General features: G+C 67.7%; 12 protein-coding genes. 9 read left to right on the forward strand and 3 right to left on the reverse strand.

What is annotated here, in order from left to right; translation table 11 throughout:
• The first annotated feature begins 3 nt into the window (after nucleotides 1–3).
• The 9 genes from ureE to AB7V09_RS07735 all read left to right on the forward strand — a co-directional run bounded on the left by ureE (nucleotide 4) and on the right by AB7V09_RS07735 (nucleotide 9,369).
• A complete protein-coding gene (gene ureE, locus AB7V09_RS07695) occupies nucleotides 4–495 on the forward strand; it encodes an urease accessory protein UreE (RefSeq protein ID WP_003789580.1) in 492 nt (163 codons plus the stop codon).
• Nucleotides 476–1,264, forward strand: a complete 789-nt coding sequence (locus tag AB7V09_RS07700) for an urease accessory protein UreF (RefSeq protein ID WP_419143386.1) — start codon at nucleotides 476–478, stop codon at nucleotides 1,262–1,264. The genes ureE and AB7V09_RS07700 overlap by 20 nt, the downstream gene beginning before the upstream one ends.
• 34 nt (nucleotides 1,265–1,298) lie before the next feature.
• Nucleotides 1,299–1,976 (forward strand): urease accessory protein UreG, encoded by a 678-nt coding sequence (gene ureG / locus AB7V09_RS07705; RefSeq protein WP_180806239.1) that lies wholly within the window; start codon nucleotides 1,299–1,301, stop codon nucleotides 1,974–1,976.
• Nucleotides 1,973–2,788 (forward strand): urease accessory protein UreD, encoded by an 816-nt coding sequence (locus tag AB7V09_RS07710; RefSeq protein WP_419143387.1) that lies wholly within the window; start codon nucleotides 1,973–1,975, stop codon nucleotides 2,786–2,788. Before ureG ends, AB7V09_RS07710 begins: the two co-directional genes overlap by 4 nt.
• Before the next feature lie 60 nt (nucleotides 2,789–2,848).
• On the forward strand, nucleotides 2,849–3,784 hold the full coding sequence (locus AB7V09_RS07715; protein ID WP_419143388.1) for an urea transporter: 936 nt from the start codon (nucleotides 2,849–2,851) through the stop codon (nucleotides 3,782–3,784).
• Nucleotides 3,785–3,788: 4 nt separating this feature from the next.
• Nucleotides 3,789–4,661, forward strand: coding sequence for a formyltetrahydrofolate deformylase (purU, locus tag AB7V09_RS07720; RefSeq protein WP_075254165.1), 873 nt, complete (start codon nucleotides 3,789–3,791; stop codon nucleotides 4,659–4,661).
• Between the two features lie 1,185 nt (nucleotides 4,662–5,846).
• Nucleotides 5,847–6,488 carry a DUF6318 family protein gene (locus AB7V09_RS07725; protein ID WP_419143414.1) on the forward strand — a complete coding sequence of 214 codons (642 nt, stop codon included), beginning with the start codon at nucleotides 5,847–5,849 and terminating at the stop codon, nucleotides 6,486–6,488.
• Nucleotides 6,485–7,324, forward strand: coding sequence for a zinc transporter (locus AB7V09_RS07730; RefSeq protein WP_419143389.1), 840 nt, complete (start codon nucleotides 6,485–6,487; stop codon nucleotides 7,322–7,324). Before AB7V09_RS07725 ends, AB7V09_RS07730 begins: the two co-directional genes overlap by 4 nt.
• Before the next feature lie 1,520 nt (nucleotides 7,325–8,844).
• Nucleotides 8,845–9,369 (forward strand): DUF664 domain-containing protein, encoded by a 525-nt coding sequence (locus AB7V09_RS07735; protein ID WP_419143390.1) that lies wholly within the window; start codon nucleotides 8,845–8,847, stop codon nucleotides 9,367–9,369.
• Between the two features lie 117 nt (nucleotides 9,370–9,486).
• Here the strand turns inward: AB7V09_RS07735 and AB7V09_RS07740 are convergent, their stop codons facing one another.
• From AB7V09_RS07740 to nucS, 3 genes are all read right to left on the reverse strand, one after another.
• Nucleotides 9,487–10,722, reverse strand: a complete 1,236-nt coding sequence (locus AB7V09_RS07740; RefSeq protein ID WP_419143415.1) for an N-acetylglucosamine-6-phosphate deacetylase — start codon at nucleotides 10,720–10,722, stop codon at nucleotides 9,487–9,489.
• A 108-nt stretch (nucleotides 10,723–10,830) separates the two neighbouring features.
• The gene (locus AB7V09_RS07745; RefSeq protein WP_419143391.1) at nucleotides 10,831–12,087 is read right to left on the reverse strand and encodes a DNA glycosylase AlkZ-like family protein; all 1,257 of its coding nucleotides are present in this window, start codon (nucleotides 12,085–12,087) and stop codon (nucleotides 10,831–10,833) included.
• A 10-nt stretch (nucleotides 12,088–12,097) separates the two neighbouring features.
• A complete protein-coding gene (gene nucS, locus AB7V09_RS07750) occupies nucleotides 12,098–12,793 on the reverse strand; it encodes an endonuclease NucS (protein ID WP_009405946.1) in 696 nt (231 codons plus the stop codon).
• Between the last annotated feature and the right edge of the window lie 239 nt (nucleotides 12,794–13,032).

Raw genomic sequence — 13,032 nt, forward strand, 5'->3', positions numbered from 1 at the left:
TTCATGATTATCGAGTCCATCTCAGGCAATATCCACGACCTGCCCGGCGAGGAGCTGGAGGGCGTGCACGTGGAGAACGTGGTCCTCCCCCTGGCCGACCTCACGAAACGCATCCAACGAGTGCGCTCCGACCACGGCACCGAGCTCGGCATCCGGCTCGCGCCGGGCGCACCGGACCTGCGCGAGGGCGACATCCTGCTTCGCAACGAGCGCGGGATCGTCGTCGTGCGCCTGGAGCCCACCGATGTTCTGGTCATCGCGCCCGCCACGGTGCGCGAGATGGGGGTCGTCGCCCACAACCTGGGCAACCGGCACCTGCCCGCCCAGTTCTTCGGCCCGGAGGAGCCCTTCCCGGACCTTGAGGGGCATGACGGCGTCATGGTCATCCAGTACGACCACACCGCCGAGCACTACCTGGAGCACCTGGGTGTGCGTCACGCGCGGATGGAGCGGTCCATGCCCGTCCCCTTCCGTCATGCCGAGCACACTCACTGACACTCCCGCCCCACAGTGGGGCGAGCCCGCCGGCTGGCAGCTGCCGCTGGCCCAGCTGTGCGACTCCGCGCTGCCCACGGGTGCCTTCTCCCACTCCTTCGGGCTGGAGACCTACATCTGCGAGGGCGTCGTGGACGGTGAGGCCTCCTTCGTGTCCTGGCTGCGCGCGCTCGTGTTCACCCAGCTGACCTTCTCCGAGGGGCTGGGGCTGCGGCTGGCCTTCGAGGCAGTGGCGGCCGATGACTGGGAGGCGATCGCGCACCTCGATGCGCTTCTCGTGGCTCAGGCGGTGCCGATCCAGGTGCGCCGGGCCGGGGTGACGATGGGGCGGAGGATGCTCACCATCGCCCGCCTGGCCCTGGAGGGCACCGACGGCGGCAGGCTGCTGAGCCGATACGCGGCGCTCATCGACACCGGGGTCACCGGGAACGCCGGGGACACCGGGGGCACCAAGGGCAGCGGTGGCTGCCGTTCCCACCCCGCCATCGTGCTGGCGATCGCCGGCTACGCGCTGGGGGCGCCGCCGGCGGCGGTCGCGGCGGCCTACCTCCAGTCCAGCGTCATCTCGCTGACGCAGAACGCTGTACGAGCCATCCCCCTGGGGCAGGACGCCGGTCAGCGCGCCATCGCCTCGGTGCGCGGCGACGTCCGCGCCGCGGTCAGGCGGATCGGGGGCCTCGATGAAATGGACCTGGGGGCCGCCGCACCCGGGATCGAGATCAGCCAGATGCGGCACGAGCGCCAGCGGGCCCGCATGTTCATGTCCTGAAAGACCTTCCTGAAGAGCCAGTGAGGAGATTCTCATGTCAGCAGCAACCAGCCAGCAGCACGCGGACGCGCCCGAGCAGCCGGCGCACCGTTCCCACCCCGGCCCGGTCCGGATCGGGGTGGGCGGCCCGGTGGGGGCGGGCAAGACCCAGCTCATCGAGCGCATCACCCGGGCCATGAGCCAGGAGGTCTCCATGGCCGCCGTCACCAACGACATCTACACGATCGAGGACGCCAAGATCCTCGCAGCCCAGGGGGTCCTGCCGGTGGACCGCATCGTCGGGCTGGAGACCGGGGGCTGCCCGCACACGGCCATCCGTGAGGACACCTCCATGAACGAGGCGGCGATCGCCGAGCTGGTGGAGCGCCACCCGGACCTGGAGGTGGTATTCGTGGAGTCGGGAGGCGACAACCTCTCGGCCACCTTCTCCCCCGAGCTGGTCGACTTCTCCATCTACGTCATCGACGTCGCCCAGGGCGAGAAGATTCCTCGCAAGGCCGGTCAGGGGATGATCAAGTCCGACCTGTTCGTCATCAACAAGACGGACCTGGCCCCTCACGTCGGCGCCGACCTGGCGGTCATGGAGGCCGACTCCAAGGTGTTCCGGGGTGACAAGCCCTTCTGCTTCACCAACCTCAAGACCGACGAGGGCCTGGAGCAGGTCATCGAGTGGATCCACCATGACGTGCTCATGACGGACCTGGAGTCGTGAGCACCACCGGCGAGCTGCACCTGCGGATCGCCCGGGGCGGGGACCGGAGTATCGCCGTCGAGCAGTACCACCGGGGAGCACTGAGGGTTTTCCGCCCGCTGTACCTCGATGAGAGCGGGCAGGTGACCTACTACGTGGTCAATCCCGGAGGCGGGTACCTGGACGGCGACTCCTATCTCACCGAGGTCGAGGTCCTCCAGGGGGCCTCGGCGGTGCTGACGACCCAGGCGGCCACGAAGATCTACCGCACCCCCACCTGCCCGGTCCACCAGGACACCCGGGTGAGCCTGGGGCCCCGGGCCGTGCTGGAGCTCGTTCCCGACCAGGTCATCGCCTACCGGGAGTCCTCCTACCGGCAGACCACCCTGGTTGAGATGGACCCGACGGCGACCTTCATGTCCCTGGAGGTCCTCACCCCCGGATGGGCCCCGGACGGTTCAGCCTTCGGCTACGACTGCCTGCGGATGCGCACTGACATCCGTGTCGGTGGGCGGTGCGCCGTCGTCGACAACCTGCGCCTGGTCCCCGGTGAGGCCGGGCTGGCGGGGCTGGGAGGCCTGGAGGGGCACAGCCACCTGGCCTCCTTCACGGCGCTCGACGCCCGGGTCGATGACGCCCTCGTCAATGAGGTGGCCCAGATGCTGGAGGTCGACGACGTGCGCGGCGCAGTGACGCGGGTGCAGGGACCCGGCTTCATCGCCCGGGCGCTGGGCGATGACACGACTCGTCTGACCGATCTCATGCTCGACATCAGCGAGCTTCTGCGCAGCCGGTGGTTCGGCGCGCCGAGGCTCAACCTGCGCAAGTACTAGCAACAGCCCGCTCGCCTGGGCGGCGGGCACCTCCCGAGTCTCTATCGATCGGAGCCCCTCATGCCTGAGTCACCTGTTCATCAGTCCCACCGCCCGGCTGACGGACCGGGTACCTCGGCCGTCCCGTCGATCGTCTCGTCCGGCGTGGGCGCGCTGGGGCGCGGGGTGGGGCAGATCTTCTTCCAGCCCCGTGCGCTCACCGGATTGCTCATCGTGGCCGGCATCGCCGTCTACTCACCGCTCATGGCTTTTCAGGTGGTCCTCGGGACGACGGTGTCAACGGTGGCGGCCAGGCTGCTGGATCTGCGTGTGCGTGACGGACTCCAGGGCTACAACGGGGCGCTGGTGGGAGCAGCGGCCTGGGCCGCTATGGGGGTTTTCTGGCCGGCGACGCTGGTCACCGTGGTCGGGGCGGCAGCGTGCCCCGCGGTCCACCGCGCCCTGGAGCGCGCCCTCGCCCCGGTCGGGCTCCCGGCGCTCACGGCTCCTTTCTGCATCGTCTCCGGACTGCTGACCGCTCTGCTCAGGGCGATCGATGCGCCGATGGTGCCGGATCCGGCGCCGGTCAGTGGGGCGACGGCCTGGCTGGTCCCGGAGGCGGTGCTGACGGGAGAGTCCCAGGTGGTGCTCGTCGATTCCTGGGTCGGCGGGGTGCTGATCCTGGCAGGGCTGTTCATCGCCGGGTGGAGAGTCGGGGCAGCGGCGCTGCTGGGCAGCGTCGTCGGGACGGCAGCAACGCTGGCGCTCGTTCCCGCCGGCCAGGCGGCGCACGGACTGGGCGGATACTCGCCGTGCCTGACGGCGATCGCGATCGGCGTCGTCCTCCTGCCTCCCGGGAGGCGGGCCTGGGTGCTGGCGGTGGTGGGATCGGTGCTGACCGTCGTCGTGGACCGGGTTTTCACGGAGATCCCGGTGCCGACCTACACCTGGCCCTTCATCGTGACCACCTGGCTGATGCTCGCCGTCGTCAAGTGGCGCGAGCGCCGACTAGGCTGAGGCCATGGCTCATTCCACGGCGCACACCGACTCCGCCGCCCACCTGGTCCTGTCCCTGTCCTGCCCCGACCGCCCGGGGATCGTCCACGCGGTCACCGGGACGCTGGCGCGCCGCGGCGGGAACATCACCGAGTCCAAGCAGTTCGGGGACTCCTCCACCGGCCTGTTCTTCATGCGGGTCCAGGTGCTCACCACCGTGCCGCGCGTGGAGCTGGAGAAGGACCTGGCCGAGCTGGCCGGCGAGTACGAGATGGAGTGGAGCCTCGATGAGGTGGGGCGCGCGATGCGCACCCTCATCATGGTCTCCAAGGAGGGGCACTGCCTGACCGACCTGCTCTTCAGGGCCCGCAGCCAGGGACTGCCGGTCGACGTCGTCGGCGTGGTGGGCAACCACGAGACGCTGCGGGACGTCGCCGAGTTCTACGGGGTGCCCTTCCACCACATCCCGGTCACCAAGGAGACCAAGGAGGCCGCCGAGGCCGAGCTGCTGGGGCTGGTGGACTCCCTCGACGTCGAGCTGGTGGTGCTGGCCCGCTACATGCAGATCCTCTCCCCCGCCCTGTGCGAGCGGCTGCACGGGGGCGTCATCAACATTCACCACTCGTTCCTGCCGTCCTTCAAGGGGGCGCGTCCTTACGCCCAGGCGCACGAGCGCGGGGTCAAGCTCATCGGGGCGACGGCGCACTACGTGACAGCGGACCTCGATGAGGGGCCGATCATTGAGCAGGACGTGACGCGGGCCGGGCACGAGGACTCGGTGTCCGTGCTGCAGGCCAAGGGGCAGGACGTCGAGCGCCGGGTGCTGGCGCAGGCGGTGCGCTGGCACACCGAGCACCGGGTGCTGCTCAACGGGCACCGCACCGTCGTCTTCGCCTGAGCAGGGGCGGGGTGGGGTGGCCCGTCACCGTCCAGATAGAGACCGGACGGTGACGTGGGCGACTCGGATGGCACAAAGTGCCGGAGCGCTGGCGATGCACTTCCCCGTGAGGTTGTGAAAGCGGCTGGTGGAATCTGTACTGTCTCCTCACTGCTGAGGCACTCGCTCGGGCGGGAACCCGGGGCAGGCTGGTGGTCCAGGAGGCGAGGGGGCCGAAGGGATGGGGCGTGACGGGAGTGGTGTCCACAGCGCTGACATTAACCCCGAATCGGGGCTGCACACCCGAGAGAAACCGCAGGATTCCAACGATCCCTGCTGGGTGCACTGACGCCGAGCCCGTTAATGTCAGCACTGTGGACACCAGGCCGCGCAGGAGCGAGAGTCCGTGGGTATTGCAGCAGTGCCCGGCGTCTCCGTCACAAGTCCGCCCGACCGACTTCTGACCGACGTCTGTGCTGGGGCCTGGAGGCTATGACCCGACGCCGGCTCCGCCTTGAGTCTCGCCTCGAGTTGGCCTGCTCCACGAGGGTCGGGATCCACTGAACAAGGGTTGTGCGCACTGCACGAAGGCCCCACCTACCCGAAGTGCACCCGACCCTCGTCCAGTAGCACCCCACCCCTCGTGCAGTGCGTCCAGACGACGCCGTAAGCCACCACACTGACCGGGTCAGCCTCTCTCCGGCAGACTGAAGCAACAGCTCTCCCATCCGGCAGACGCATACCACCGGTGTCTTGAGATGTCATGACATCCGAAACTCTCAGAAGCCATGAGACAACACAGCGGCTGGTGGAATCGTGCGAGGTCAGGTGGCCGAGTGTGAGCACGGTTCACGCAGCCACCATGACTCTCCCTGGTCCCGGTCACGGTCACGGTTGTGGGCTGATGACGCGAGAGGCGCCGCCCTCCTCGGGGAGTCCCGTTTCGGGTTTTCCACAGAGTGTCCTCGGGGCCTGGTTTGGGGACGTTGGGGCAGGTAATGTCAATGCACCGTCTGGACGGGCAGTGTCGCCCGGCCGGGCGGGGTATGGAGTTGTTTCGGTGGCGAGGAGGCTTCCGTGATGAGTACGTCCCTACAATCCGCTGCGCCCGTGGGTGTGCGGCGTCCTGCATCCGGCTCTAGCCAGATCGCCATCTTGGAGCGCCGCCCTGCCGCGCACAGCCGCCGGAGAGGCGTGGCCGGACTGGTGGCGGTGTGTGTGCTGGCGCTGGGGGTGGCGGCCTGCTCGGTGAGGGACGCCAAGGCTGAGGCCAGCGCGAGCGCCAGTGCCAGCGCGTCGGCTGCTGTTGCTCGGGCTGAGAAGGGCATCGCCGACGCCAACGCGAGTGCGACCGCCTCCCGAGAGGCCGCCCTGACCCCTGAGCTGCGAGCCAAGCGAGACGCCGCCCTGGCCGAACCTGCACCGGCCAAGCCCCAGCAGATGAACGAGGAGAGCCCCGAAGGGGCTGCTTCCAGCGTCCGCTACTTCCTCGAGCTCTACCGCTACGCCTTCATGACCGGCAACACCACCGAGTTCGCCGCCATGAGTGACGACCGCTGCAAGTTCTGCAAGTCCACCATCGACGATGCCAACGACATCCACAGCAAAGGAGGATGGGCCGACAAGTGGGACCAGGAAATTGTCAGCATGACTTACTACGATAAGCTCGAAGGATACGAATACAACAGAGTCAAGGTAATCGTCAACTACGGAGCAATGGCCTCCTACTATGGCGACGGGCAAAATCCGACCACCTCTGAACCCTCCGAGGGAAAAGTACTGAATGTCGCAGTCCGATACAGCAATAAACGCTGGATGATAGGTACTGTCGAGGTGGAACACAAGTGAACACAGGATCGCAAGCTATCGTAAGCACTGTTGCGTCGATTCTGATTGTCGCCTCACCCATCACTGTAGCGGGCCACGACAACCAACCTCCACCACAAACAGAAGTAGACTCTAAAAACATCCCCAATGGAACCGAATTCTATGGAGAAGTAACCGAGCAAGTAACCGAAGGAGGATCATCGGATTCTGGTGAGCCTCCGTCTCAGGATCATCCGACTGTGACAGCCTCGGACCCGTCGATGTGGGATGAGCAGCCTCACCACGAGTGCTCACCTAAGAAAAACAAAAATGAGTCGTCAGACTATGCATGCCGCATGTCAGGCGTCAACCGCTCCGTCAAACCCGCCGAGCCCGCCGGCGGCGGTGATCCTCGTACGATCACAATCACCACCCGCGAGGCCGCCACCCTCATCGCTCAAGGCTCGGGTATCACGCGTCAGCCCCCGGGCCCCAAGGTCATCATCTCCAAGGCCTTCATCGTCTACACCAACCCCGCCGTGCGCTACCAGACCACCACCATCCTGGGCACCCCCATCGAGGTCGAGTTCACCCCGGTCTCCTACACCTGGAACTGGGGAGACGGCACCACCACAACCACCACCGACCCAGGCGCCCCCTACCCCCACCAGACCGTGACCCACCACTACCAGCACACCGCCACCGGCGTCACCACCACCCTGACCACCACCTGGACCACGAGGTTCCGCCCCCAAGGCGACACCCAGTGGCGACCCATCGAGGGCACCATCACCACCACCGAGACCTCCACCCCCTACGACCTCGTCCGCATCATCACCTACCTCACCGACGACGCCGAAGAAGCCCAAGGCCACTAACCCCCACACCTCAACACACACCCAGCACCCACTCACACCACAGCCAGCAGCTAATCCCAAGACCCCAACACACCTGGCCGGAGGACTAGGCCTCCATCCCACTCCACAAACGGTGTCACAATCGGCGACTTTATGGGGGTACCCCTGGCCGACGATCGTCGCACTCCGGTGCGTATGCGCTGGCCGGAGCCCTACAGGCCAGGGCACACCAGCCAACGGACGGCCTAAACGTCGCCAAACGTGACACCAAGACCCCACAACACACGGTCGGAGAGCACACCGCCAATTCACACCCTTATCCCACGAACACGCGGACTGACCTACAAATTCACCAGTCGCAGGCAGGAGTCGCGGCCACGTGACATAGGACGTCACATGACGAATCACAGCCCTCCCCTTAGCTATCCAACAGAGAGCAAACGCGCCCGACACCCTTACTCGACGGGATCTCCCGGCGGAGCTTAGGGTGCGTTGAGTAGAAACTCAGCAGCCGACGAAACTGCACGTAACTCATCGGCAGCCCCGAGATCGGAAGATAGTAGCGCCTTCCGCGCGAGTCCTTGATCACGACACACTCTTGGAGGTTGACGACTCCCCGCCCCTCCACCTGAGGTTTCATAGACCAGTCGACGAACGCCCTGTACTGACTATATGGAGAAATAAGTAGCCCTTCGGGAGTCAGCCTCCATGCAGCACTTCCAGGAGCCGATCGAGGCACCCCATTAATGGCCAATAAGACAAAGAACACTGCGGCTGCACCGATAAGCAGTCCATCGGAGTATGGTCGGCGAGGAACGTCGACATACTGACCAACACATATTGCAAGTAAGGCACCCAGGAAAAGCCCGACAAGACAAGCCCATTCACATACTGCCGGAGTTGACGACGGAACGAATTCAACCCCCTCAGTCGACAGCCTCGCCCACAGCCGGTGAGGCCTATCAACATCTTCCAGTACAGAACCCTTCACAACATTCTGCGCCAGAAATATAACGCAAAACGTCAAGAACAGGACGAGAATAGACCATAGAGAGCAGTACCACAGAAATAGTGAGTAAACCACAGAGAGAACACTGCCGTAGAAAAAAAGGCTAACCTCGCGAGCCCGAGCCCGGTCTCCGCGCTCACAGTCGACAATCTGGTCAAACATCACATACATAATATTGACCGCACCACCTTGGCAACACGTAGACCAGAACCTACACCTTCGATCATTGATCGAATTTCGAGCAACTCACCTGCGATCAAGATCATGCGGCACCCAAGAATAGAGCCTCCTCCACCCGCTCCAAAGGAGTCAGCAACATGACGCCGCGTTCAGTTCTCATACAGCAATGCTATCGAGATTACTGACAAAACACTGCAATTCTGAACAGGCGGTCCGTGAACCGAGTCACCTGTATCCAATGCGCCGGCGCGGTGTCGTTGCGGCTCACCTCCCACTGAAACTGGTACAGGCGAGACGGTACCTTGCACCCGGTTCTCCCGATGTGTTCAGACCCGCCACGTAGCCTGACATCATGGCGACTCTTGAGATGCTCATTGACGTCCTGTCCCGATCCCGCGAGCGCTTCGACCGCGCCTTCGATGGTGTCACGCTCGAGCAGGCCAACACCCGGCCCGCCCCGGACCTGGCACCCCGCATCGACTCCCTGACCTGGCTGGCCTGGCACACGGCTCGCGAGCTCGACATTCAGGTCGCGCCCCTGGCGGGCGTCGAACCCGTCTGGGTCACCGGCGGCCACCGCGAGCGCTTCGCCCTGCCCCTGCCCGACGACACCGAGGACTGGCACCACACGCCCGAGCAGGCCGCCCAGGTCGTCGTCGGCGACCTCAGCATCCTCTTCGCCTACCTCGACGACGCCTACACACTCGCCACCATCTACCTGCGCTCCCTTACCCCGGAGGGGCTCGACGACATCGTCGACGAGTCCTGGGACCCGCCCGTCACTCGGGCTGTCCGCCTGGCCTCAGTCATTGACGACGCCGCTCAGCACTCCGGCCAGGCCGTCTACACCCGCCGTCTCCTGGGCCTGCCGGGCTAGACCCACAACCCACCCCGCACCACACGTTCGCCCCGACCTGGCGGTTCAGGTCGGGGCGAACGGCTCCCACATGACAAGAGTCTGCTGGTGCCCGCGTGGGCCGGTGGTGCGGGAGGATCAGGCGGCGGGCTCCACCGCCTCGCCGCGGCGCAGCACGGTGACGGGCCGCAGGTCCGCGTCGGTGACGACGACATCGGCCCACAGGCCCGCCCGCAGCGCCCCCACGGAGGAGTCGCCGAGGATCTGGGCGCCCTGGACGCTGGCGGCGTAGACGGCGTCGACCAGGTCGACTCCCCCCTGCCAGGTGGTGCGCACGACGTCGATGAGGTGGGCGGTCCCCCCGGCGATCGCGCCGCCCTCGGTGAGGCGGGCGACGCCGTCAGCCACGGTGACCGGCTGGGAGCCGAGCACGTAGTCGCCGTCGGCCATGCCGGCCGCCGCCATGGCGTCGGTGACCAGGACGACGTTGTCGCGCCCCAGCGTCTCGAACATGTCCAGGACGATGGCGGGGCTGAGGTGCACGCCGTCGCCGATCATCTCCAGGACGCACTCGCCGCGCTGGGCGGCCGCCAGGAACTCGGGCACGGGCCCGGGCGTGCGGTGGTGCATGGGGCGCATGCCGTTGAACAGGTGGGTGGCTGTCGAGCGCGGGGCGCGGACCGGCTGGCCGGCCTCGAGGCGTTCGGCGATGCGGGCGGCGGCGTCGGCCAGGGCGGCGCGCACGGGGGCGGCCTCGGAGTCGGTGTGCCCGAAGGAGGGCAGCGCCCCTCCTTCGATGAGGGCCGCGTTGACGCCGTCGTCACCGGTGATGCCGGGCTTCTCCGGGGCGATCGTCATGGTGACGACGTGCCCGCCGCCGAGCTCGATGAGCTCGCGGGTCAGGTCGGCGTCGGGGTCGATGATGTAGGTGGGGTCCTGGGCGCCGCAGCGCTCCACCGAGACGAAGGGCCCCTCGAAGTGGATGCCGGCGAGCTCGCCGTCCTCGCACAGCCCCGCCAGGACCCGGGTGCGTGCGCGCAGGACCTCGGGGGCGGCCGTCACGCAGGAGGCCACGAGCGAGGTGGTGCCGAAGCGGCGGTGCTCGAGCACGGAGACCATCGCCTGCTCGGCGGTCTCGGCGTTGGGGAAGGACTCACCGCCCCCACCGTGGCAGTGGACGTCCACCAGGCCCGGCAGGAGGTAGCCCCCCTCGGGTGCGGCCTGAGCCTGCTCGACGACGTCTGCGAAGCCGGCCCGGGCGGCCTGGTCAGCGGGCCCGACCCACGCGATGTGAGCTCCGGACAGGACGACCGCCCCGTCGTCGATGATGTGGTCGGGGGTGACGACGCGGCCCCGCAGTGCGCGGACCTGCATGGCTTCGTTGCTCATGAGTCGGATTCTGTCACCACTTCAGACATCAGACAACCTCCTTCGGGGCGTCTCCTCCCCCACACTGCGCGGGTGGTTTCGGCTCCACTCTGCTCACCCGGCCAGGCGCTGCTCCATGCGGGACACGGCCCGGTTGACGTCGCGCTCCACGCGGGCCGACGGCGCCGCCCCGCCCTTCCACAGCAGGCCCTCACCGACCGGCCGCACGGCGACGAGTCGGCCACGGTCCACCAGGATCGGGCGGAACATGCCGTTGCTCGCCGGGCAGATGAGGCGCTCACCGTCCTCATCGGTGAGGCAGGAGCGGTCCTTGTAGCCCACGTGCAGTTCGTCGAAGGAGCCCAGGAAGTGCGTGGCCTGCGCGGCGCTGCGGTGAGCGGACAGTAGGTCGGGCAGGTCGGCGCGCATGTAGAGCAGGCCGGTCTTCGGGGCCGACTCGCCGGGGCCGAGCGGGCGCAGACCTCCGCGGGCCCCGCCCTCGGCGACCGCGCGCACGAGCGGGACACGCGGCCGGACCGGCTCGCCGGCAGCATCAACCACGGCTGGGGCCTGCTCCTCCCCCAGCTCGACGGCGTCCTCCAGGGCGCGGGCGGCCTGCGTCTTGGGCAGTGTGGTCCAGCGGGCCAGGTCCTCGGCGCTGACCGGGCCGTGGCTGGTCGCGTAGCGGTAGGCGATGTGCACGCAGGCGGCGCGGTGACCGGTCCCGCCGTGGGCGACATCGGCCCCTGCGGGCCCGGAGTCAGCGTCGGGCAGGTCGCGTGCGTCCATGACGAGGTGCTCGTTGCCGGACCGCGGCCCCTGGACGAGGATCCCCTCGCGCTGGAGGCGCACCAGGAGGTGGCGGCGCCGGTAAGCCGAGACATCCTCGCCACGGAAGGCCTCCATGAGGCCCGCCTCCTGCCAGGCCGCCAGCAGCACCGAGCGCATCAGCGGGCCCTGGTCCTCGATGAGGCCCAGGGCCACCTCGGCAGCACGCTCGCACAGGGCGGTATCGACTCCGTAAGCCTTCTCGCTGTTCCGCACCCAGGCGTCGGTGCGGTGCATGAGGGCGGCCCGCAGCCAGTGGTGGTCGGCGGTGGTGGTGATGTGGACGGTGCCGCGCATGGGCCAGGAGCGCACCAGGTCGCCTCGTGCGAAGGCGGCCTCAACGTCGGCCGGGGTGGCGGCCGGGGCGCGCACGAGCAGGGCGTGCGGGACGGCGGAGACCTGCTGGCCCTGGATGGCGAGCTGGCGGGACACTGCCGCGACGACGTCGGGCGCGGCAGTGGCCGGGATGAGGCCCTGGGAGATGATGCGGGCCAGGCTCACCTCGGTCGGCAGCGGCACGGAGGAGGTGCGAGCGGCAGGCACGGCTGACTCCTCAGAACAGGCGGGAGCTCGGGTCGTCCATGCCGCGCATGGCGTCGTAGTCGAGGGTGACGCAGCGGATGCCGCGGTCCTCGGCCAGGACGCGGGCCTGGGGCTTGATCGTCTGGGCGGCGAACACGCCCTGGACGGGGGTCAGCAGCGGGTCGCGGTCGAGGAGCTCGAGGTAGCGGGTGAGCTGCTCGACGCCGTCGATCCCCCCGACGCGCTTGATCTCCACGGCCACGGAGCGGCCCTCGGCGTCCTTGGCCATGATGTCGACCGGGCCGATGGCGGTGGGGAACTCGCGGCGCACCAGGCGGTAGCCGGCGCCCAGGACCTCGATCTGCTCGGCCAGGAGCTCCTGGAGGTGGGCCTCGACGCCGTCCTTGGTGAGCCCGGGGTCCACGCCCAGCTCGTGGCTGACGTCGGAGATGGTCTCGAAGAGGCGGATGACGAGGCGGTCGTCGGTCTTGGTGGCGCTGACCTCCCAGACCTCGCGCACGCCGTCGGCCGCGGCCTCCTCGTCCGGCTCGGTGACGGCCAGTCGGGCCGGGGCGCTCATCCAGTTCAGGGGCTTGTAGGAGCCGCCGTCGGAGTGGATGAGGACCGAGCCGTCGGCCTTGAGCATGAGCACACGGGTGGCCCGGGGCAGGTGGGCGTCCAGGCGGCCGGAGTAGTCGACGGAGCAGGAGGCAATAACGAGGCGCACCCGTCCACCCTAGCGGGGTGGGCCCGGCCTCGGCGCGACACCGGGGCCGGCGGGCCTGAGCATCGTGTCACCCGAGGCGCACCCCTCCACTGTCCATGCACGGCGTGCGCACCGGATCGGACGTCGCGTCTCAGGCGTGACCCGGGGCCTGGGGACACGACGTCAGGCGAAGGCGGCACCCTGCTCCGCCGTCGAGAACGTACTTCGTGATCGAGGACTGCGTTCTCCTCCAGATGACT

Origin of the sequence: Actinomyces sp. SKVG-SVH-4(1), assembly GCF_048514265.1 — a bacterium.
GTDB lineage: Bacteria > Actinomycetota > Actinomycetes > Actinomycetales > Actinomycetaceae > Actinomyces > Actinomyces oris.

Coding starts and splice junctions, on each gene's coding strand:
- AB7V09_RS07700 (WP_419143386.1), top strand. CDS start 476: ATGCCGAGCACACTCACTGACACTCCCGCCCCACAGTGGGGCGAGCCC.
- purU (WP_075254165.1), top strand. CDS start 3,789: ATGGCTCATTCCACGGCGCACACCGACTCCGCCGCCCACCTGGTCCTG.
- ureG (WP_180806239.1), top strand. CDS start 1,299: ATGTCAGCAGCAACCAGCCAGCAGCACGCGGACGCGCCCGAGCAGCCG.
- ureE (WP_003789580.1), top strand. CDS start 4: ATGATTATCGAGTCCATCTCAGGCAATATCCACGACCTGCCCGGCGAG.
- AB7V09_RS07740 (WP_419143415.1), bottom strand. CDS start 10,722: ATGCAGGTCCGCGCACTGCGGGGCCGCGTCGTCACCCCCGACCACATC.
- AB7V09_RS07715 (WP_419143388.1), top strand. CDS start 2,849: ATGCCTGAGTCACCTGTTCATCAGTCCCACCGCCCGGCTGACGGACCG.
- AB7V09_RS07735 (WP_419143390.1), top strand. CDS start 8,845: ATGGCGACTCTTGAGATGCTCATTGACGTCCTGTCCCGATCCCGCGAG.